The sequence below is a fragment of the Methylobacter sp. Wu1 genome (assembly GCF_036553575.1).
Taxonomy (GTDB): Bacteria; Pseudomonadota; Gammaproteobacteria; order Methylococcales; family Methylomonadaceae; genus Methylobacter.
In genome coordinates, this window is sequence record NZ_JAZHOC010000022.1 from 1 (window position 1) to 22,486 (window position 22,486).

Genomic DNA, 22,486 nt, shown 5'->3' on the forward strand with positions numbered 1-22,486 from the left:
AAACAATCTGCTTCTCAAAGTTGGAAACCCTGCATGATACGGTCATCGGATTACTGATTAACAAGGTTGAATTTGGCTTGGATATTCATGCCAAATTACAGATTTAACCCACTACCAAACGGCAACACAATAGTGGGCAGCCAGAACCAGCGCCTGTCGTATTTTCTGCCGAGGAAAAGACCGGTAAAAGCTAAAGCTGAAGCATTGGTTTCCAGCACGCGTTCTATATCCCATTCTCGGTCAAGTTCCCATATGCGGCGCGTAATGTCTTCTCTGCTTCGAGCCACATACCGACGAACCCGAGCCTCGATCTCTCGGTCTATATGACGATTAATGGTTGGTAAGGTATGGGATCGCACCCTGTCTGAAGTATCAACGGAGTCTTTCATCGCTAACCTCCTTTATGGAGCATTTGAACCGGAATATTGGCCGTAAAATCAGGCAGTGTCGGTGCGGAAACGCACACTTGGACATTCTCCAATACATGAGAGCAATTATCTCGCCTTTATGCCGGATCAGGCGCAGAAATACAGAAATTACGCAGTTTGCCTGTTCAGTCCTCGAAATAAGCGATTTTAAAACCTGTGGGGGCGACTTTAGTCGCCTTTTATCTGAATGGGCGACTAAAGTCGCCCCCACAGGCTTGCGTAAGTCCTGGAATAAAGACTTTAACGATCTTCACATCATTGCAGCAACGCTCAGGAAGCATCCATTTTATAGCCGAACCCACGCACGGTCTTGAGAAGTTTCAGCTCATAGTCGTCATCGATTTTGCGCCGCAACTGGCGAATGTACACATCCACCACATTGGTCAACGGATCGGCGCTGTAGCCCCATACCTGTTCCAGAATGCGGGTTCGGCTCAGCATCTTGCCCGGCATGCGCATGAAACATTCGAGCAGGGAAAATTCCTTGGGCGTCAGATCAATTAAAGCATCGCCGCGCCTGACTTCATGGGTTTCAATATTCAGGACCAGATCGGCTATGTGCAATTCCTTGCTTTCCGGCTTGACCTCGACGCCGCGGCGGCGCATCAGTACTTCGATGCGCGCCAGCAGTTCCTCAAATGCGAAAGGCTTGGTCATATAGTCATCGGCGCCGGAGCGCAGACCGGCCACCTTGTCCTGCACCGTGTCCCTGGCCGTCAGCATCAGAATCGGCGTGTCGACGCCATTGCTGCGCAGGCGCTCGCAAATTTCCAGGCCGTTAAGATCGGGCAGGCCCCGGTCCAGGATGATGACCTGAAATTGCCCCTCGGTGCCCAGCGGAATGGCCTCCTTCCCGCTGCGGGCCACTTCAACGGAAAAGCCTTCGGCCTTCAGCCCTCGCCGGACAAAATCGGCAATACGCTCATCGTCTTCCACCAGCAGCACGCGCATGTAGCCAGGGCTTGAGAGACTGTCGGGTTTTAGGTATTTTTCGTTCATGCAACATCGTCCTGTTCTGCCGAAATCAGCGGCAGCGTTATCGTGAATTTCGAGCCTGAATTTTCGGTGCTTGTCACGGTGATTCGTCCACCGTGCGCCTTAACGATCGACTTGGCCATGGGCAGGCCCAGGCCGGTGCCGTCTGCCCGCATATGAAGTGCGTTTTTGCTGCGGAAGTTACGGTCGAAAATACGCTCCAGATCCTGTGACGGTATGCCGATGCCCTGATCGCTGAGGCTAAGATATGCCTCATCGCCGTCCGTGAATAATTCGACCGCGATGTGCCCTCCCGGATTGGAATACCGGCAGGCATTGTCGCCCAGAATGAACAGCACCTGCCGAAGCCGCTGTTTGTCGCAGTGCACCCACACCGGTTCGGCCGGCGCATCCAGAGAAACCGAAATCGAGTTTTCCTGGGCCATGACCTGAAAATCCTCGACAGTGCTGGCCACCAGTTCAGCCAGGTCCAGCCTGTCCCATTCAAATTGCATATTGGCGGATTCGGCGCGGGCAAGAAACAACAGATCGTTGACGTATTTGCCCAATTGCATGGACAGTTCGAGGATGCGCTGCAAAGCGTCCTTATACTCCTCGGTATCCAGTTCCTCTTCCATCAGCGTCACTTCCGCCTCGCCGCGAATGACGGTGATCGGCGTGCGCAGTTCATGGCTGATATCGGCCAAAAACTCGCACCGCTGGACATCCATGCGCTTCAATTCTTCATTCAATTGATGAAGTTCGAAGGTACGCTCCGCCACCTTTTTCTCCAGCACGGCGCGCCCCTCCTGCAGCTTTTCCTGCTGAACCTCCAGCTTCTGGGCCATTTCATTGAAGTGGGCGGCCAGATAGCCGAATTCATCGCGCGTATCGAGGGCAATGCGATGAAACAAATTGCCGGAAGCTATTTCATCGGTGCCTTTCATCAAGGCTTCGATAGGCTTTCTAACTCCGCGAAAGAGCAGCACGCCGGACATGAGGCTGAACAGCGCCGCGCTCGCTGAAGCCAGGACGGCGATCCAGCGCGACTGGGCAACCAACGCTTCCAGTTCTTCCCTGGCTTGTCCAGCCTTTTCCCGCTCGGCGTTGATGGCGGCATCGATCAAGGGCTGGAATTTTCCGTCGATTTCCTCTTCGGAAAATTTCGACAGCGCCAGTACCGCCATATCGCGCTTGCCCTGCTGACGCAGTTTTTCAACTTCATCGAACCGATATTCGCTAGCTTCCAGGAAAGCGGTGAAACGGGCAACCCTTTCCAGCTCGCCCGGTTTGTCCTGCCAATCTTCGGCAGAATCCCCGGCGGCCTGCGTGTTGATTGCGGTGTTCCTGAGCACCTCCATCGCCTCGTAGAGATGCTGTTTGGATGACTCCACGCCGGCGCCTGCAACTGGCGTATCCGCCACCAGCCGGTCCATGCGCTGCTTGAAGTGGCGATAGGCTTTCTGGGACAGTTGCTCGTAATGATCGAAAGTCTCGTACGCGGCCTGGCTGCGCTGGAAATACAATTCAACCCGGTCGGAACCCCAATGGAGCACAAGCCCCAGGAACAGGACAAAACCAAACGAGACGGCGATGACTGCCGCCAATCGAAAGCGAAACATACGGACTAATTTTCGTCGGCGCTCTCGCTCTCGTCCATTTGCTTTTCCATGGACCTGATGGCTTCCAGCTTTTCCCGCAACAGCCGGTTTTCATCTTTCCTTGATCCTTTTGAATCATTCGGTTCATACACGGTTTGGGCTTTTTTCGGTCTGCTGTCCACCGATACGGAAGACCTTCTCGATCCGCTGTTCATGCGTTTCAAAGCTTCCGTATTGATGGAAACAAATCTCTGCAGACGCGAGTCGGTCAGGGGAACCGTCTCCACCCCTCTCAGCACTTTAGAAATCGAACCGCAGGAATCGGAAAGCAGGCGGCCCACCATAAGGTGCAGCTGAACGCCGGGATCGCGCGATCCTTTCTGCCGTCTCACTAATGTCCGGCACACGTCGGCGCGCGATGAGGCCGACATGTGGGCCATGTTGTCGCCGAAAGTAAGCAGTTCCTCATAATCGGACCGGGCATAGGGATCGCTGTAATTGTTTGAAAACCCGCCCCCGAAACCGGAATTGAACTGGGCGCATCCCGTCATCAGCAAGACTGACGCCAGGCATATAAATCGTATAGGTTGTAACAGCATAGTTTTCTCAGGCCTCTCCGGTTAACGGTATTTGAACCCGGATGCGGGCCCCCTGTTGATCTTCTCTTGCGTCAATGATATCGACCTTGCCCTGGTGGTTGGCGACATATTCCTTGACCATGGCCAGCCCGAGTCCGGGGCCTTGGGCGTAGTCGCCGTTTTGAGCAGCCTTGCCGCGATAAAAGGGTTCGAAGACATGCGGACGTTCATCCGGATCGATGCCGGGCCCTTCATCTTCGATTTCCAATTCCATTTGCGTGCCCGCATCGCGCAGCATGATGCGTATTTCGCCGTCTATAGGCGAATATTTCAAGGCATTGTCAAGCAGTTGTTCGATAATGCCCCGCAATTGCTCATGGACGCCGGAAATCTCGACCGGCCTGACCAGCTTCTTCAGCGCGATGGCTTTTTCCTGCAGCAGAGGTTGAAAATCCTCGATGACGGATTCCAGCAAGTTTTTCATATTGACGGTATTCTTGAGATTCATTTCCGGCATCGAGTTGATCTGGCTGTAGCGGACCAGTTCCTCGGACACGGTTTTCAGCTTTTCGCTGTTGGCGCACAGCGCCAGCGCGATCTCCTGCCGCGCCCTGTCCGATTCGCCATCCGCCTCGTCGGCAAGCCGTTGCGCGCCCTCGCGGATGCTCTCCAGCGGCGCCTCGATCTCGCGGGCGACGTTGTGCATGAACTGTTGCTTTGAAACCTCCAGTTCCATCAAATGCGTGCGCAGCCATTCGAGGCGATTGCCGAGATAGCGCAAATCCGAAGGGCCTGTCACCAGGATGGGTTCTGCGAGATTTCCGGACCCCAGGCGGCGAATGGAGGCATCGAGCTGCCGCATCGAACGCGAGAGCACAACCAGCAGCATCACAATGAAAACAATTGAAATCAGCAGCAAGACAGCCCCTTTGACCAAGAGAGCCTGTTCAAGAGATTCGGACTGCTGGCGCAATTCATTGAATTCATGATCGACATGTTTTTCAAATTCGCGCGAAAGGGTATTGGAGGCTTCGCGCAAGCCCTGAAAAGCCTCGTCGATCGGCAATTCGGGATTATTCTCATCCGCCGCCCCCATGATCTGCTGATAAATCAGATTTTCCTTTTCCGACAGTTCGTTGACCAGCAGGGCGATTTTGTTATCCACATGCAGTTTCAGCAACTCATTCAAGCCCTGCTTGAACGACGCCCGCGCATTTTCATACGATTGCTGCTCATAAGGCTGGCGCAGGGATGGGTCCGACAGCAGAACGAACAGCCTGGCTTTCCGCTCGATATCGGAAGCTTTCTGCAGAACCTGACGGATGGTCTTGGTCTGCTCGAAAACCTGGAAATTGATGGTTCTGCCCAATGTCGCCGTGTCGCGCATGGCGTAAGCCGCATACATCACATCCAGGAAAAGAGGAATGACTGCAACGACAAAACCCAGAACGATCAGGGATTTTAACGACAGGATGTTTCTGAATTTCATCCGCGCACAAACCGATGCAAACCCGCTCCATAGGATGGAGAAATCCGGTTTTTTGAAGTTTTTTTGAATAAAAGAGGAACTGAAATCTTTCATTGATTGTTGTGTTGGATCGTCAAAAGTAACCTTGCTTTCCGATAATCCATTTGAGATACCAGAGCGGCACGAAAGCCTGTTCCCGGCATTGAAAATCCAAGTATTCTATACAACCCTGATTCGGATAGGGTCACTATGATACATTTATTTACCAGGCTCCGTGAAATTTTAAGCTCATCTTAGGATTTAACCTTTAATATTGGCTTAATCGATCAAGATTAATTTTTGCTTCATTTGTGCCGCATCAAGCCTTACCCGCCAAAAAACATTTAACCTCATGAATTCATTGAAAATATTCCCTCTTATAATACAGGCAATGCTGGTTGTGTCGGCCGGGTTATCCAATGCCGGCGCCGCCGGGCTCGCGGGATTATCGATAACGGGCACGGCCGAGAACCCTGCACTTCTGCTTGAGCTGGGCAGTGAGCCGGCCGGCGTCGACAACAAGGCCGTGCAGGTCTACAGAGGAGTGGTTTCCGGTCATGAAGGCGACGCTTCGATTCAAACGGACAAAGATGAAATTACTTCCCTGCATCCCGGCTTCGGCACATGGAAGGTCAACTTCCGCTTCAAGATAAAGCCCGGCACGCCTGCTAAACCATACACTTTCTTGGCGCGCTGGCGGCAGGGCGGCGAACCCGATGTCTGCGTGCAGTCTTTTGAAGTCTGGGCCGGACCGGACCAGTCCAGACTGGAACAGCGCGCCGTACTGTCCATGAAGCCCAAGGGTTGGGATTATGCCTGGATAGCCGCGGAGTCGCCCATAACTCTCAAGGCGGATGATGCCGTTATCGAGGTGCGCGATAATGGCGCCGGGCATGACGCCAAGGTCTTCGACGCCTTCCTGCTCTCGCCTCCCTTGCCCGCAAGCGGCACAGCGGACAGACCGCTGGTGCTTCTGGATTTAGGCAAGACACCAAGCGCATCGGTGGAAAAAGACCCTGCCGTGCAAGTCCAGCTCGGCGCTGCCACGCCCGGTCCCGGCGCCGGATCGCTGCTGACTGAAAAGGACGAGGTTCAGGTATTCCATCAGGGCTTCGGCGACTGGGGCGCCAATTTTCGCTTCGAACTTAACCCCGTGATTACGCCCGGACAGTATCGGGTTTTCGCCCGTTACAAAAGCGGAGGGGAAGTCTCCCAAGTCACTCAGAATTTCACGGTCAAGGCCGGTGCAAAGCCGGATGAATTGGCTGCGCGCGGCAGCTTTGATCTGACTAACACCTCGCCCTGGGAATACCAGTGGCTGCAATCGCCGTCGACCGTTACCGTATTGCCTGGCGACCACTGGCTGGAAATCAACAATTCCGGCAAAGCGGACGGCGCCAAAGTATTCGACGCCTTCCTGCTCAAGCTGGAAGCGCCGCTTGGGGACTGGATGAGTCCTGAGCAGGCGCAGGCCAGAAACCGCTTTCTGGCGCTAACCAAAACAGAGCCGAATGCCAAACAGCATCTTTATGTGCTCGATGGCAAAGGCGAAAAAGATGAGATCCTGTTCCGCGGTCTGGCTGCCGATGCTGCGCGGCCAAGTTACGATAAATTCTCGGTATCCTACTTGGTCGGACCGGAAGCCAAATCCCTGGCCCAGAAGTTGAATCTGCCGGCACTGCCCGCGGCGGTAATGACTGATGATCATTACACTATTCTGGGCGTTCTGGCGCAGCCCAAAAACGAAGCGGATGCCGCGAAATTCCTTGCCGACCCGGTTAAAGCCGGCACGATGCCCAAGCCTGCTGCGGCCGGCAAGGCTGAACCCAAACCGCTTCATGGCGGCATCCCCGAAGCGTGGCTGGTCGGCGGCCTGCAAGACGGCCTGGCGGGCGTTTCGGTTTATGGGCTGGACAGCGAGACTGTCCTGCGCCCAAATCCCGATCAGCCCTATCCCAGCCTGCAAATGATGGGCGGGGAAATGCGGACATGGCAGGCTGCCGCCACGGAATCCGACGGCACCGCGGTCATCGAGCCCAGCACCCGACATTCCTACGGCTGGTCGCGCGGCAGCGGCTATGCGCAGCTCTATCTGCATGTCGATCAGGCCATGCAGGCCCTGCTGCATCTGAAACAATCCGGCATCCGGACCGCGGGCTGGCTGGACGGACAGCCAGTCAAACTGGCTAATGACCCCAACCCGCCGTCCGGATTCTCGTCGGTCGGCGAAACGGTAAAAAATCTGCTCAAGGGCCTGACCACGGAAGGATTAGTGGCGACCGCTTTATCCGAGCGCCCCGAAGCGCCGCAGGTCGCAATACTGAACCTGTCGCCGGGCTGGCACAGTCTGCTGATCAAACTGGCGATGCAGCACGACCAAGGCCAGCGTTTCTCCTTTACCGGCAAATTTACCGATTCGTCCGGCCGACCGCTGGATTCGATCAAAACGCAACTGACCGACCCCTCCGTCGATCCCGCACTGAACAGCGTGGCTGCCAAACTGCGCCCGCTGATCTCCGTAGATGCACCGACCAATCTGCCTCGTCCGGGCGACCCGCTCAAACTGCGCGTGGATATGCGCTGGCATCCAATCCTGGAGGAAACCAAACTACAGGCGCCGATGCCGCGATTTCAGGCCAAGCTGCGCCTGCATCTGGTCGATTACAGCGGCAACGAGATCGCAACGAAAGACGTAGCGGGACTGTTCCCCGGCCAAGTCGAAGTCAATTTCGGCAAAGCGCCGGAGACCGGCTATTACGCGGTCTACCCTGCCCTGTATACGCCCGAAAGCCAGTTGATCATGGCCTATCCCGCCGACGGCTTTACGGTCGTAGCCGGAAACACCGAGCAAAAGCGCAGGCTGGACAGCAAGAAACTGTGGAACAACGACTATTACGCTTTGGCCGACGGCGATAAGAGCTTCGGGCAGGCAGGCGGTTATTTCGATTGGCTGGAGCGGATGGGGATCTATAAAAGCTACGGCACTTACCCGGGCTTCGATCCTCAGTACCGCGCCAAGTGGGAGCAGGCCAAGAAACGCGGTCTGGTGCTGTTCGCCGATTCCTCGGGCGACAGTTCCTGGCTCAACGACAATACCAAAGACGGCCAGAAATTCATCAGCGCCGCAGCGCCGTTTACGCGATTTTTCAAAGCGACCAACGAGATCGACATCCGCCCGGAAGCTGAATGGCAGAAACTGCGCAATCCCGAGCACTGGGTACAACGGGCCAAATGGGAATACGAACAGGCGCACAAGACGCGCAGTGACGCCCATTACGTCGGCGGCAGCCTGGTCCGTCCAGGCGACATGAACGGCAACGGCTCGGGCCAGTGGTTCAAAGAGGTACTGAAGCTTGGCCTGGATCATTATCAGGACGCCTGGGACGTGCACGCCTATCCGCAAAAACCGCCCCGTTTCGGCGGGCCTATCGGCAATGGCGACAGCGAAGATGAGCGGGGCGTTCTGGCCGCTTACGCCAGCCTGGGCAAGAAAAACAGTCTGCCGTTCTGGCTGGGCGAGACCGGCGCCAAAGCCATGCATGGCTTTACGGGACGACGCTGGCAGGCGGAACAGGCCGCGAAAATAATAGCCTGGGTCAACAGCCGCAACGACTACCTGGGGCTGGCGTTCTGCATAGCGCATGAATATGACCTGGCTTACGGCCGGCTCTGGGACTATTCCATGGGACACAAGCCAGGGGAAGCGGCTTTATATACGGCCAGCGCCCTGATTGACGGCCTGCCCTATAAGGCTTTCGATACTCAAGACGCCAACCTTCAGGCGGCCTACTTCGGCCCGACTTTAATGATCTGGCGAACGGATGAGGCAGCCGGCGATTGGCCGCTAAGGCTGGATTCGGGCAAACCCTGGGTGCTCGTCGATGTGGTAGGCCATGTCCAGGCACTCCCGGTCGATGCAACCGGAAACGCAGGCATCCCTGTTTCCGCCAGCCCGGTCTATGTGCTCACCCGAGCCGATTATGAACGGCTGACCGGAAATTGACATTGGCAGGACTTACTCACGCCCCTCAGCGGGACGAGGTTTGCAACCTCGTCCCTAACGTTTCCATGGCGTTCGGACCAAATGACACATTTGATCAATACCAAACATCCCGGACGGGGCAACATGCCCCGTCCGGCCGCTAGTCGCTCCCACAGGTTTAAAAAACCCAGCGGGACGAGGTTTGCAACCTCGTCCCCAACATTTCCATGATGTTCGGACCAAATGGCGCATTTGACCAACGCCAAACATCCCTGACGGGGCAATATGCCCCGTCAGGGATGTTAATATCCGGGTTAGCGCGGCGGCCCAGCCCCTCCTCCCTCTTCCTCATCCAAAATTAATAAAATCTTCATCTAATCTTAATCAAACTCTTCGGTTGTCTCTCATCTTGCCTCTGTAATCTTTACGCTAAATCAATGCGGTCGGCTTATGCCGCCAGTCTCAAGTTGACCTTCGGGACACGCGGTTGCTGCCGATCATTATCAAGCATATAAAAAACAGAGGTTTAGCGAATATGCCACCCAGTGTTGGAAATATCTTCAACGGACTCTTCAAGCAATATGGACATACGGCGATCTTATTGCTGAGGTTTATCGACATTGCCATGCTGTTTTGCGCCGCCTGGACTGCCTACTATTTATGGCACGGACAGCTCGTCATCGATACCTATCACCGCATAGTTATCGCGCTTGGCATTTTGGGAGCCATCATTTTTTTCGAAATCGGACAGGTTTACCGGCCCTGGCACAATGACGTGATGCGCGGCGAAGTCGCCCGCATCGTCAGAGCCTGGTTCTCTGCCCTGGCAACTGTTATTTCCATTGTCGCCTTGGTTCGTCTGCAATTCTGGTTCGGTTCCAGTTATCGCTGGATCGCCACCTGGGGCGGACTGGGACTGGTATACGTCCTGGTTGCCCGCAGCCTGTTTTCCCGTCTGTTGCGCTGGATGCGCGCGCATGTCCTGTCGCAGGGCCGAGTCGTCATGGTCGGCTTGAACCAGATGGCGGTTGCGGCCAGCCGCCAGTTGAATCAATCCCCCTGGGCGGGCCTGCAGGTCATCGGTTATATAGACGATCAATCCGGCGCTCAAATCGCGGCGGACGAGTCTTTGCCCTGCCTTGGTGAACTGAATGATCTGGCTGACATCGTCACGCGGGAGGGCGTCGACGAAGTGTGGGTCTCATTCCCGCTGGAAGGCGTATCGCAAGCGGAACGCGTGCAACATGAACTGCGCCATCTGCCGGTCAGCATCCGCCTGGTCATCGATTGCTTCGCTTTCAAGCAAAGCAAATTCCTGAGCCTGAACACGGTGGCCGGCATCCCGACGCTGGATGTATCGGTCTCGCCTCTGCATGGCGTCAACCGCTATATCAAGGAACTGGAAGACCGCCTGTGCGCATTCATCATCCTGGCACTGATCAGCCCGTTGATGCTGCTGCTCGCCATGGGCGTCAAAATGAGTTCGCCGGGACCGGTGTTTTACCGTCAGGTACGGGTCGGCTGGAACAACCGCAAGTTCACCATTTTAAAATTCCGTTCCATGCCGGTAAACGCTGAAGCCAAAACCGGCGCGGTCTGGGCTAAGGCCGGCGAAAACCGAGCCACCAAATTCGGCAGCTTCCTGCGCAAAACCAGTCTGGACGAATTGCCGCAGCTGATCAATGTGCTGAGAGGCGACATGTCGCTGGTGGGCCCGCGCCCTGAACGCCCCGACTTCGTGGAAGTGTTCAAAGACCAGGTGCCGAACTACATGAAAAAACACATGGTCAAGGCGGGCATGACCGGCTGGGCGCAAGTGAACGGCTGGCGCGGCGATACCGACCTGAACCGCCGCATTGAACACGATTTGTATTACATTCAGAACTGGTCGATCTGGTTCGACCTGGAAATTGCGCTGCGCACGATTGTGTCCGGCTTCATCAACAAAAACGCCTATTAAGGAAACCTACGTCCATGTTTAGATCCCTCTTTAGATCAACTGCTCTGTTACCCGTCTTGATGTTGCAGGCGTGTTCCCTGACGCCGGGCATGGAAATGGAGACCAACAGCCCGCTGTCGCATATCGAAGTGCCGACCATGAAAGACGGCAAGTTGGTCAAGGAAAAAGCGCCGATCATTCCGATTACCGCCGACCTGATCATCGAGAAGGAAAACCTGAAGCAGCAGGCGTCCATGAACAGCCTGCCGACCGACAGCACGCCGGTAACGCCTTACAAGATCGGCCCGCATGACAGGCTGCAAATCACCGTCTGGGATCATCCGGAGCTGAACGATCCGGGCAGCGAGAAAATCGACCCCACCCTGGCCGGCAAGACAGTTCAGGACGATGGCACACTCTATTACCCCTACGTAGGCAATATTCCCGTAGCCGGAAAAACCGTCGATGAAGTGCGCGAGTCATTGACGCAAGGACTTTCCAGATACTTCAAGAAAGTCAAACTCGATGTCCGGGTGCTTTCATTCCAGAGCCATCGGGCCGCCGTCGTCGGCCAGGTCAAAACACCGGGCGTCCAGTCCATGAACGAGACGCCAATGACCATTGCCGAAGCCATCAGCCGCGCCGGCGGCGTGACCGAGGAAGCCGATACGGCCAACGTAACGCTGGCCCGCGATGGCAAGCTTTATAAGATCGACGTCATGAAACTGTACGAAAAAGGCGGCATGGACCAGAACCTGATGCTCAAGGACGGCGACGTGCTGAACATCCCCGACCTTAGAGACAACAAAGTGTTCATCATGGGTGAAGTCGGCCGGCAGCAGGCCCTGCAAATCGGAAGCGGCCAACGGATGACGCTGGCCCAGGCGATTGCGGAAGCTTACGGCGTTGATTTCAACTCTTCCCGTCCGGAAGAGATTTACGTGATCCGCACCAGTGAGATGAAGCCGGAAATCTTCCAATTGAACGGTGAGTCGCCTGATTCCATGATTCTTGCGGACCAGTTTACCCTGCAGCCGCATGATACCGTTTTCGTAGGCACGGCGGGCGTTACCCAGTGGTCACGCGTACTGAACCAGATCCTGCCGTCATCTTTCACTTCGGTCATGTCGCGCGCCGCCTTCATGGGCATGTAATGGCATTCGAAGGAAAAAGTTTGTTTTCACACGATCAGGAAAAAAGCGATTATGTATTTACAGAATGAAGTTAGCTCAATCCCGCCGCTGAATCCGCAACCGCTCCCGCGAATTGAAGAACGTAGCGTAAGTATTCGAGATTATGTCGATCTGTTGGTCGAAGGCAGAAAGACCATTCTGTTGGCTACACTGGCAGCATTGCTGATAGCGACGGTCTATCTGGTGCTGGCGCCGCGCACTTACAAGGCGGACGCGATGCTGCGGATCGACAAGAACAAGGCGCTGCTGGCGGCGCCTTTGCACAGCGACAAGAACCAGGCGCCGGCCGAAGCCGACGGTCCCAATGCGCAGCGTGAAGTGGAAATCCTGCGTTCCCGTTCGGTGCTGGGCAAAGTGGTGGAAAATCTCAACCTGACCGTGCAAGCCTCCCCGCGCTATTTTCCTGTCATCGGTGAGACGCTGGCGCGCAAGCATGACGCGCATGACGGCCTGGCCAGCCCCTGGCTGGGATTCAGCCGCTGGGCCTGGGGCGGCGAGAAGCTGAAGGTCGACACCTTCGATGTGCCCGATCGCTATCTGGGCAAGGAATTTACCCTGATCGCGCTGGAAGCGGGCCGTTTCCAGCTGCTGGGTCCGAAGGATGAGCCGCTGGCCGAAGGCGCGGTCGGCGAGTCCGTTAGCGCCGATATCGGCGAAAGCACGCCCGTGGTCCTCAAGCTCTCCGAGCTTGAAGCCAATCCCGGCACGCATTTCGATCTGACCCGCAAAACTTCGCTGGAAGCCATCGAAACATTGCAAAAAGCGTTTTCCGTCAAGGAAGTTTCCAAGGACACGGATATTCTGAGCGTCGAACTGAAAGGCAAGGACCCGGAGCAACTGGCTAAATCGGTCAACGACATCGCCACGATTTATGTCAACGCGACCGTCAACTGGGAGTCCGCCGAAGCCGGACAAAAACTGGCGTTTCTGGAAAGCCAGCTGCCTATCGTCAAGGAACGGCTGGAAAAGGCGGAGCAAAGCCTGAGCGCTTACCGGCAGAAACACGGCGCGGTCGACATTTCCGCCGAAGCTGAAATCCTGCTGAAACAGGCTTCGGACCTGGAAACCCTGGGCATCCAGCTCAGACAGAAGCACGACGAGCAAAGCCAGCGTCTGGAATCCGAGCATCCGGACATGATCGCCACCAACACCCAGATCAAGCACGTCAATGGCAAGCTGGCGGCGCTGAACAAGCGCATCAAGGATCTGCCGCGCACGCAGCAGAGCGTGGTCAGCCTGTCCCGTGATGTACAGGTCAACACCGAGCTTTATACCTCGCTGTTGAACAGCGCGCAGGAACAGCGCATCGCCGCGGCCGGCTCCTTAGGCAACTCGCGCATCGTCGATTACGCGGTCACGCCGGAAAAACCCTACTGGCCCAGACCCGGCCTGCTGCTGGCCATCGCCGGCCTGCTGGGCCTGACTGGCGGTTCGGCTACGATATTTCTGAGATATTCCCTGCAGCGCCATGACAATTATCCGGCCCTGCTGGAATATCAGGTGGGCCTGCCGCTGTACGCAGCCATCCCGCACAGCAAGAAGCAGCAACGTTTGGCGCGCCTGATTGATCAGGGCAAGGCGCGCGAGCCCGGCATTCTGGCCAGCCAGGACCCGCAGGATATCTCCGTCGAATCGCTGCGCGGCCTGCGCACCACGCTGGAAGCGACTTTAGCCAACAGTGAAAGCAAAGTCATCATGGTCAGCAGTCCGGCGCCCGGTATGGGCAAGTCTTTCGTCAGCACCAATCTGTCGGCGTTGCTGGCCAGCATCAAAAAACGTGTATTGGTCATTGACGCCGACATGCGCAACGGCAAACTGCACAGCGCGTTTTCCGTCGACCGCCAGCCCGGCCTTTCCGACCTGCTGGCCGGCCGGGCCACGCTGGGCGAAGTCATCGTCAGCCTGCCCGAAGTCGGCGTGGACTTCATACCGAAAGGCAACACGGTTCTGAATCCGGCGGAATTGCTGGTGATCGGCAACCTGGAAGAGATCATCGAACAGTTGAAGAGCTTTTACAACCATATCGTGATCGATTCGCCGCCGATTCTGGGCGCCACGGACCCGGCCATTCTGGGCAAGCACGCCGACGCCACGTTCCTGGTCGTCAAGGAAGGCCGCTATACTGCGCAAGAGCTGGAAGTCAGCTTCAAGCGCTTCCAGCAGGTCGGCATCAAACCGAACGGCTTTATCATCAACAACATGAAGGAAGGCTCATCGTACTCGCCTTATTATGGCTACGCCTACAGCACCCAAATCGATGCGAACCAAAAGAGTTTGTCTGAAAAAATCCCCGGCTATCAGGCGGTCGAGGAGTGGTTCAGAAGAAACCAGGAGCCGGAAACCGAAGTGCTGCCGCCTTTGGCAATGGATGAGGAACGGACTTAAGCGATGAATCTGCGCCTGGAGAAAGATTTGCCGATGCTGCTGTTTGCGTTGGTCTGCGCATCGACCGTGGCGGCGCTGCCCCAGATGGAGTCGAACTGGAACGGCGTGAAAGAGGTTTACGGCGAGCAGGATTTCGGTTTGCGCATACTGCGTGAAGTCATGCTGCTGGTGCTCATCGTCTATGGATTTCTTGAGACGCGCCTGCGGCAAGGCATCTTGATCGCGCCCGTGTTTGCCTTTCTTACCGTAATAGCCACTTATGTGCTGGGTGAAATCGTCTATGCGCTTTCTCTGGACCTGCCTTTGGTCGTGCCGATGGCGGGGCTGCGCATTTTCGAATACCTGCCCGTTGCGTTGATCGGCTTTGCGACCAGCCGTCTGGGCGCAGGCGAATATGTCCTTTATAAATTTGCGCATTATCTCCGTTATTACATGGCGCTCCAGACCGTACTGGCGATCACCCAGGCCTTGTGGGCGCCGCCGATACTGGGCGTGTCGCTGTTGGGCGGCGGCCGGCCTTTCGGCACCTTCGTCAGCCCCAACCTGTTCGGCGCGGCCATGGCGACCTGCTCGCTGCTGTTCGCCTTGGTGCCGGGCATGCGCAAGTGGATGGCGGTGAGCATCTTCCTGGCGCTGCTGAGCGGCTCGCGTACGGCGCTGATCAGCTCCTTGCTGGTGGTGTTCTTCCAGATCTATGCGGCGCTGCGTCCGCGCGACCGCTGGGCGCTGGTCATGCCGGCGCCGCTTTTGGCCGTCGGCGCCTTGGTCCTGGCTTCCAGCCCTTTGCTCTCAGGCCGCGACGACGCGGACCCGACCCAGGATGGCCGCCTGGATTTGTGGCAACGGATCTTTTCCAATTATATTGACGGGCCTGAGGACGTTCTGTTCGGCTGGGGGCTGGGGCTCAGTTCCAATACGATCAATGTCCTCTATGGCGCCGAATATTTCCCTGGCCAGTTCGATTCCGACAGCCTGTATTTATTCCTGCTGAACGGCTATGGCGTGATCGGCCTGTTGGCCTATGTCGGCTTTTTATGGATGACGACAAAGGTATCCGTCCATTCCAATAAGGGATTGGTCATCATGTTTATTTTGGTGGCGGGACTGACTTTCAATATGTGGGAGTATTTTCCGCAAAATGCGATGCTGATGTACCTGTGGGGAACCGTATTAGGAACCGGACTTCCCAATGCGATCCCGTTGAAATCCGGCCCGGTAGCTTCGGACTCCTATTATCAGCGCCCCAACTGACAGCGAGCCTTTAAAAGACACTATGGGACTATTGAAAGAAAGACGTTTATTCGGCGATGCGTTCTGGGCGCTGTTCGGACAACTGGCATCGGCTCTGGCCTTGCTGGCAGGCACGCGCATCCTGACCGAATTGGTCGCGCCGGAGACCTACGGACAGGTCGCCCTGCTGAACGGCTTTGTCGCGCTGGGCGTGAGTCTTTTTTCCTATCCTTTCATCTGTGCCGGCATGCGGATTTTGCCGGAGTGCCAGAACAGGCAGGAGCGCGCCGACCTGCATGGTGTCGTGGCCAGCCTGACTGGAAGCTCTACGATGCTGGCGATTGTTTTTCTGGTATCGGGCGGTGCCGTCTACGGCTATCTTACCCACAACGACAGCTGGCTGTACGCGCTGGCAGGCATCCTGCTGGCGGTGACAGTGCGCCGGGAACTGGGCATCCAGTTGCTGATCGGCGAGCGCAAGCAGCGGGGCGCGAGCCTGTGGCAGACCACCGACAGCATCCTGCGGCCGATGATCTCGATCTCGCTAGTCTGGTATCTGGGCCGGCAGGCCGAATGGATCTTGCTGGGCTACATCCTGGCCAGCCTGGTCTCCAATACGGTCTGGTCGCTGATCCAGCGCGTGAAAGCCGAGGACAACAAGGAGCGCCGGCCGGTCAGGTCGCGCAATTTCAGGCGGGATGTGCTGGCCTATGCCCTGCCCCTGATTCCGATGGAGTTGATTTTCTGGCTCAACGGCCTGGGCGACCGCTATGTCATCGGCTATATGATGACGGCCGCGGACGTGGGTTTGTATGCGGCGACTTACCTGATCATCAACGAGGCGTTCAACCGCAGCGCGATGGTTCTGCTGCGCACTTTTCAGCCGGCCTACTTTCAAAAATGTTCGCAGAACCGCATGAAGGAAGGCTGCAAGCTGTTGTGGCTGTGGATAGGCTGCGTGATTGCCATGGGCATCATCGGCGTGTCGCTGTTGCTGTTGACCAAGGATTGGGTGGCCGATTTGCTGCTGGCAAAATCGTATCATTCGGCGGTTGCGCTGATGCCCGCCATCGCGGTCGGATCCGCGTTGCACGCTCTGGGAACCGTCGTGGGCCAGCCGCTGCTGGCCAATAAAAAAACCCGGCTGTTCCTGCTTGGCCGCGTCTGCGGCGCTGTGGCGGCGGTCATCAGCATTCCGCTGATGGTGAAGTATTACGGTCTGATGGGCGCGGCTATGGCCAATCCTATCTATTACGGCGTCGAGACCTTGGTTCTGGCGTTGCTGGCCAAACCGTGGCGAGTCATCAGTCTGCAGCACAATGACGACATCGAAGCGGCAAGTTGCAATGCCGCAGCCTGAAACGCTCGTAATGATCGGCTAATGATTGAGAGATAAAATTGCTGAACCCTATTTTTAACCAACAGGCCCGTTAAAGGAAAAAATAAACACTATGGCGTATGCACCGGCAACATCAGAAATCTATGGCGACGTTTTACACGAATGTGTGGCCTGCGGCAGTCAAAAAATAAGCTATTGGCGGACGAAGAATTTTCAATACACGGACGGCGCGGACAACAAGGAATTCCATATCTATCGCTGCGTCGACTGCGGCACCGGTTTCCTGAACCAGCCTCCGCATGTGCAGTGGCTGCAAGCCATTTACCAATACTCGGGGCAGGCGCTGACCCAACCTGTCACCATAGAGGATGTGCTGGCCAGGGAAGCCGAGTTCCCCAACTGCACGGTGGACGCCGAACGCATGGCCAGACATGCGGACCAGTACAATTATTCCGACAACCGCCGCGCGCTGGATATTGGATCGGGCTTTGGTTTCTACACGCGCGCGCTGAAAAAAGCGGGCTATCAGACGGTCAGCATCAATCCCGGCGAATACGAAAACGAGGTGTTCCGAAAGCTGAACGGCGACGAGCCGGTGCCTGTCATGTTCGAGGATTTTGAACCAACTGAACCGTTCGGCGTGGTGCTGATGTCGCAGGTGCTGGAGCACTTGCTCGAGCCGAACCGCGCCATACGCAAGGTATCCAGCCTGCTGACCGCCGGCGGCGTTCTGGCCTGCGCCGTGCCCAATTACGATTCGTTCCTGGTCAGGCTGCTGGGAACGAAGGATAACGCCTGCCTGTGGGTACCCGAGCATGTCAATTACTTTACCGAGCAAGGCCTGACAGCCCTGCTCGAACAGAACGGTTTCCATGTGGTTAAGGTGGAACAGATCACTAGGGTACCGTTCAATGCGCTATCCAGACGCTTGGGGCTAAGCGGGAGACCGGCTGCCGCAGCCGACGCGCTGGTCAGGTTTGTGCAAATCCCGTTCGCCGGTCTGATGAATTTCTTCGGACTGGGCATTTACATCAATCTCTATGCGGTCAAGAAATAACCTTGCCGTGCATGCAAACCGGAAATTTCAGAAAGAACCTATGCTGACAGTCGCTATTCTGACCAAGAACGAGGAAGCCAACCTGCCCCGTTGCCTGCAAGCCATCCCCGACCGCTATCCCATCGTCATCGTGGACTCAGGCAGCACCGATAATACATTGGCCATCGCCGAAAGCCGCGGCTGCAGGATTTACCACAACCCCTGGCCCGGCTTTGCCGAACAGCGCAACTTCGCCATCAATCAGTGCGGCATCGACACGCCCTGGATTTTGTTTGTCGACGCCGACGAAATCTATCCCGAAAAGTTTTATGACTGGTTTGAATCCGGGATGCCCGGCCATGAAGCTATCGATGTGCTGATGGTGCCGTCGATCCTGTATCTGCGCGAAAAGCGCCTGAATTACGCGCCCGGCTATCCCATTTATCACCCGAGGCTGGTGCGCAGGGAGACTGTCCGGTTCGTACGCAACCACACCGGACACGGCGAAGCCGTTGTTGATACGTGCCGGCTTGGCTACACCGACATTCCTTACGAACACTATTTTTACCACGGCGAAATTATCGAATGGATGCACAAGCATGTCGGCAAAGCCGCGCAGGAAGTGCAGCTCAAGCCGACCACCGGCGCCGTAATGACTACACGCGGGCGACTCAGCGTCTTATTGGGGCGGTCCTGGCTAAGGATTGTCGCCCGGTTTCTATACCACTTTGTGTTGCGAGGTGGTTTTCTGGACGGCTTTGCAGGGCTGGAGTTTGCGCTCATGTTCACTTGGTATGAGGCAACCATCTATGTCCAGGCGAAAGCCGCCACTCAGTCAAGGTGATCATTATGAAAATTTCACTCGTTTTGGCAACGCTGGGAAGGGACCGCGAACTGGTCGATTTTTTGAAGTCTTTGCAGGGCCAGACCTATCAGGACTTTGAGTTGATCATTATCGACCAGAACAAGGACGGCAAAATCGACGCTATCGTCGAACCGTTCAAAAGCTGCTTTCCGGTCAACCATATCAAAGTAAATTTTGCCGGCAATGCCAGGGCGAGAGATTACGGTATCGGCTTTGCCAAAGGCGGCATCATCGCTTTCCCTGACGATGACTGCGCTTATGACAGCGATGTGCTGAAAAATGTCGTGTCTGAATTCGAAAGCCGCAAGGACCTCGCGATTCTGGTGGCGGGCTCGTACGACTTTGCCTCCGACCGGTTCAGCATCGGCGTCAACAGTCCCAAAGCCCGTTATTTCTCGCGCTTTCACATGATGGGCGTCGAGTTCACGCAGTTCTTTAATATGAACCGGATCGACCGCAGGCAGTTTTACATGGATCACGACTTCGGCATCGGCTCGAAATACTCCGGCGGCGAAGGCTTCGAGCTCCTGTATCGATTGCTGCGGTCCGGCTGCACTGCGTTCTATACGCCGGACATCAGGATTTATCACGCCGACAAGGATCACTATAAGCTCGGCACCAGCCGGATGCTCATGTACTCCACCGGCGTCGGCGCTTACATGCGGAAATTCGCCAATCAGCTGGACGTGTTCATTCTGTATTACATCGTGCGCAAGATGTTCGTCGCGCCCGCCATCAAGATGCTGCTGGCCCTGGTTCTGCTGAATCCGAAAAAGCTGGCCTACTCTTTTTACAATCTCGTCGGCGTCTGGCGCGGGTTTCTGGCCTATCAAAGCCCCGAACGCGAGCCCCGCAACAGTTTTTAATTATTCACAGACAGATTCAGGAAAAATACTATGAATGCAGGTATCGTTACCACGCATATACCTCCGGCCAAAGGTTACGGCGGCGTGTCCGTCACCGCCAGCGTTTTGACCAAGGCCTGGGCGGAACGAGGACACAAAATGGCGGTGGTTTCGTCCGACGAATCCATCGACGGCCGATTGCGCCCTGAACAGGTACAGCTTGGCGAACAGGTGGAGGTCGACCTCTATCATTGCTATGGCTTCAGACGCTGGGGCTTCGGGCTCGGCGCCATTCCGGCCTTGTTCAAATTATGCCTGCGGGCGCCGGTCGTCTATATCCACGGCATCGCCACCTGGCCTTCCACGCTGGCGGCTGTTTTCTGCGTGCTGCTGCGCCGCCCGTTCATGGTCGCCGTGCACGGCGGGCTGATGCCTGAACATGTTGCACTGATCCGGCAGCAGAAACCTCACAAATGGCTTTACTACAAATGGCTGACCTTTCCGACCCTGCGCCGAGCCATCGCCGTGCATTGCACCAGCGACACCGAAGCCGAAGGCGTGCGCGATGTGCTCGGCGAAGACGCGCGCATACTGCAGGTTCCCAATGGCATCGACAGCCGTGAAATTGAAGTGGCCCAACATCCGGCCGGAGAAGGCATGAAGCTCTGCTTTCTCGGCCACATTCAGCAGGAAAAAGGCATCAACGCCTTTATCAGGGCGTGGCTGAAAGTCCGCCGGCCCGCCGATCGGCTGGTGATCGCCGGCCGAAGCGTCGACGGCGACTATTTCGAAGAGTTTCAGGCGCTGGTCGAACAGGCACAAGGCGCTATCACTTACCGGGGCTATCTGCAGCGCGATGAAGTCATGGATTTGCTGGCGTCCAGCCATTTTCTGGTGCTGCCTTCAGGGCTGGAAGAAGCCGGCGGCATGCGCGAGAACTTCGGCAATGTGGTGGCTGAAGCCCTGGCGGCGGGGCGTCCGGTTCTGGTGGCCCGAGGACTGGCGTGGGATCATATCGAATCTGCCGGTGCCGGCTTCATCTTCGATAGAAATGAAGCTTCGGTATGCGAGGTTCTGCGTAAAGCTCAAGCCTTGAACCTGCCGGAATGGCAACAGATGTCATCCAATGGCCGGCAATACGTCGAGCAACAGCTCGATCCCGTCAAGCTGGGCGATCGGGTCTGGCAGGCGTTGACAAGGACTGGTCTTGGCCGTGCGCAGCAAAAACTGGCGGAGGGTTCATCATATGAATAAGGTCGGCCTTATCGTCCCTACCCTGAATGCCGGCAAGCTTTGGCAATCCTGGCTTGAAGCGTTCGAACAACAGACCCGGAAGCCGGACTACCTGCTGGTGATCGACTCTTCCTCCAGCGATAACACCCAGGCCTTGGCGCGCGCCCATGGCTTTACCGTGAAAGTGATCGCCAGGGCCGAGTTCAACCACGGCGGTACGCGCCAAATGGGCGTGGAGATGATGCCGGATGCGGATATCATCGTGTTCCTGACGCAGGATGCCTTATTGGCCAACCCCGATGCCATCGAGCAGCTATTGGCCGCATTCGAGAATAAGCGGGTCGGCGCCGCTTATGGACGCCAGCTTCCGCATCGGAATGCAGGGCCGATCGCCGCCCATGCCCGTCTTTTCAATTATCCGCCGGAAAGCCAGCTGCGCGGTCTGGAAGACCGGGCACGCTATGGCATTAAAACGGCCTTTATCTCCAACTCCTTCGCCGCCTATCGGCGCAGCACGCTGACCCATGTGGGCGGGTTCCCTGCCGACACCATCATGAATGAAGACACGTATGTGGCCGCGCAAATGCTGGCGGCCGGCTGGCAAATCGCTTATTGCGCCGAAGCCCAAGTGTTCCATTCCCACGACTACCATTTTCTGGATGAGTTCAAGCGCTACTTCGACATCGGCGTTTTCCATACCCATACGCCGTGGCTCCAGCAATTATTTGGCGGCGCCTCCGGCGAAGGGCGGCGCTATGTCGTATCGGAGATGCGTTATCTGCTGAAAAAAGCGCCGTGGCTGATTCCTTCCGCGGTGCTGCGGACGATGCTCAAATGGCTAGGATTCAAAATGGGCGGCTCCCTGCCCCGGGCTATCAGCCAGTACCTCAGTCTGCATCGATCCTACTGGCTTACCATCCTGCCGGACTCTGAGGCAAAATTGAAACAAATGTAGACAACGCCTGTATTGCAGGCTGAGCTATTCTGCTGAAGCCATTAAAAGTTGATGTTACGCACGGGCGGTTTCATCCCGTTTGCCGCGCCGAGCACCGCAGCTTTCGGCGAGAATAGCCCATAGGGGCGCTGCATGGATGCAGCGCGTTGCCAGAGGGCCAAGGATGGCCCTTCTGGCAACCCTCGGCGAAAGCGAGGAGCGCAGGACAAATCGGCAGGATAGCCGATTTGCATGCCTTGCACCCGGAGGGCGAGGCACAAGGATGTGCCGAGTGAGACAAGCGGCAACCGGGCGGCCTTTTCTTTGGTTACTTTCTTTTGGCCGCGCAAAAGAAAGTAACTCGCCTTCGGGTGCGATAAACCCGATTAAATAAAGCCGTCGCGCTAGCGACACTT

At 56.4% G+C, this 22,486-nt stretch carries 16 protein-coding genes; 11 read left to right on the forward strand and 5 right to left on the reverse strand.

Going from position 1 to position 22,486, the window contains the following annotated elements; genetic code table 11:
• Positions 1 to 95: 95 nt before the first annotated feature.
• From V2P20_RS02105 to V2P20_RS02125, 5 genes are all read right to left on the reverse strand, one after another.
• Positions 96 to 389, reverse strand: a complete 294-nt coding sequence (locus V2P20_RS02105) for a hypothetical protein (RefSeq protein ID WP_331815621.1) — start codon at positions 387 to 389, stop codon at positions 96 to 98.
• 309 nt (positions 390 to 698) lie between these two features.
• Entirely contained in the window at positions 699 to 1,427 is a 729-nt protein-coding gene (locus V2P20_RS02110; protein ID WP_331815623.1) for a response regulator transcription factor, read from the reverse strand.
• Positions 1,424 to 3,025, reverse strand: coding sequence for a HAMP domain-containing sensor histidine kinase (locus V2P20_RS02115; RefSeq protein ID WP_331815625.1), 1,602 nt, complete (start codon positions 3,023 to 3,025; stop codon positions 1,424 to 1,426). The genes V2P20_RS02110 and V2P20_RS02115 overlap by 4 nt, the downstream gene beginning before the upstream one ends.
• Before the next feature lie 5 nt (positions 3,026 to 3,030).
• Complete coding sequence (locus tag V2P20_RS02120) at positions 3,031 to 3,603, reverse strand: hypothetical protein (RefSeq protein WP_194970162.1); 573 nt, start codon at positions 3,601 to 3,603, stop codon at positions 3,031 to 3,033.
• 7 nt (positions 3,604 to 3,610) lie between these two features.
• On the reverse strand, positions 3,611 to 5,071 hold the full coding sequence (locus V2P20_RS02125; protein ID WP_331815630.1) for a HAMP domain-containing sensor histidine kinase: 1,461 nt from the start codon (positions 5,069 to 5,071) through the stop codon (positions 3,611 to 3,613).
• A 409-nt stretch (positions 5,072 to 5,480) separates the two neighbouring features.
• Here V2P20_RS02125 and V2P20_RS02130 point away from each other — a divergent pair, with 409 nt between their 5' ends.
• The 11 genes from V2P20_RS02130 to V2P20_RS02180 all read left to right on the forward strand — a co-directional run bounded on the left by V2P20_RS02130 (position 5,481) and on the right by V2P20_RS02180 (position 22,091).
• Complete coding sequence (locus V2P20_RS02130; protein WP_331815658.1) at positions 5,481 to 9,092, forward strand: hypothetical protein; 3,612 nt, start codon at positions 5,481 to 5,483, stop codon at positions 9,090 to 9,092.
• Positions 9,093 to 9,606: 514 nt separating this feature from the next.
• The gene (locus tag V2P20_RS02135; protein ID WP_331815633.1) at positions 9,607 to 11,031 is read left to right on the forward strand and encodes an undecaprenyl-phosphate glucose phosphotransferase; all 1,425 of its coding nucleotides are present in this window, start codon (positions 9,607 to 9,609) and stop codon (positions 11,029 to 11,031) included.
• 14 nt (positions 11,032 to 11,045) lie between these two features.
• Positions 11,046 to 12,164, forward strand: coding sequence for a polysaccharide biosynthesis/export family protein (locus V2P20_RS02140; RefSeq protein ID WP_331815636.1), 1,119 nt, complete (start codon positions 11,046 to 11,048; stop codon positions 12,162 to 12,164).
• A 51-nt stretch (positions 12,165 to 12,215) separates the two neighbouring features.
• Positions 12,216 to 14,588 (forward strand): polysaccharide biosynthesis tyrosine autokinase, encoded by a 2,373-nt coding sequence (locus V2P20_RS02145; protein ID WP_331815639.1) that lies wholly within the window; start codon positions 12,216 to 12,218, stop codon positions 14,586 to 14,588.
• A 3-nt stretch (positions 14,589 to 14,591) separates the two neighbouring features.
• Positions 14,592 to 15,839 carry an O-antigen ligase family protein gene (locus tag V2P20_RS02150; RefSeq protein ID WP_331815641.1) on the forward strand — a complete coding sequence of 416 codons (1,248 nt, stop codon included), beginning with the start codon at positions 14,592 to 14,594 and terminating at the stop codon, positions 15,837 to 15,839.
• 22 nt (positions 15,840 to 15,861) lie between these two features.
• Complete coding sequence (locus V2P20_RS02155) at positions 15,862 to 17,178, forward strand: lipopolysaccharide biosynthesis protein (protein WP_331815644.1); 1,317 nt, start codon at positions 15,862 to 15,864, stop codon at positions 17,176 to 17,178.
• 91 nt (positions 17,179 to 17,269) lie between these two features.
• Positions 17,270 to 18,214: a class I SAM-dependent methyltransferase gene (locus V2P20_RS02160; protein WP_331815646.1), complete on the forward strand. Its 945-nt coding sequence runs from the start codon at positions 17,270 to 17,272 to the stop codon at positions 18,212 to 18,214.
• 40 nt (positions 18,215 to 18,254) lie between these two features.
• Complete coding sequence (locus V2P20_RS02165) at positions 18,255 to 19,037, forward strand: glycosyltransferase family 2 protein (RefSeq protein WP_331815648.1); 783 nt, start codon at positions 18,255 to 18,257, stop codon at positions 19,035 to 19,037.
• A gap of 5 nt (positions 19,038 to 19,042) precedes the next feature.
• A complete protein-coding gene (locus V2P20_RS02170) occupies positions 19,043 to 19,924 on the forward strand; it encodes a glycosyltransferase family 2 protein (RefSeq protein WP_331815650.1) in 882 nt (293 codons plus the stop codon).
• A 30-nt stretch (positions 19,925 to 19,954) separates the two neighbouring features.
• Positions 19,955 to 21,157, forward strand: coding sequence for a glycosyltransferase (locus tag V2P20_RS02175; protein ID WP_331815653.1), 1,203 nt, complete (start codon positions 19,955 to 19,957; stop codon positions 21,155 to 21,157).
• Positions 21,150 to 22,091 carry a glycosyltransferase gene (locus V2P20_RS02180; RefSeq protein ID WP_331815656.1) on the forward strand — a complete coding sequence of 314 codons (942 nt, stop codon included), beginning with the start codon at positions 21,150 to 21,152 and terminating at the stop codon, positions 22,089 to 22,091. The genes V2P20_RS02175 and V2P20_RS02180 overlap by 8 nt, the downstream gene beginning before the upstream one ends.
• The last annotated feature ends 395 nt before the right edge of the window (positions 22,092 to 22,486 follow it).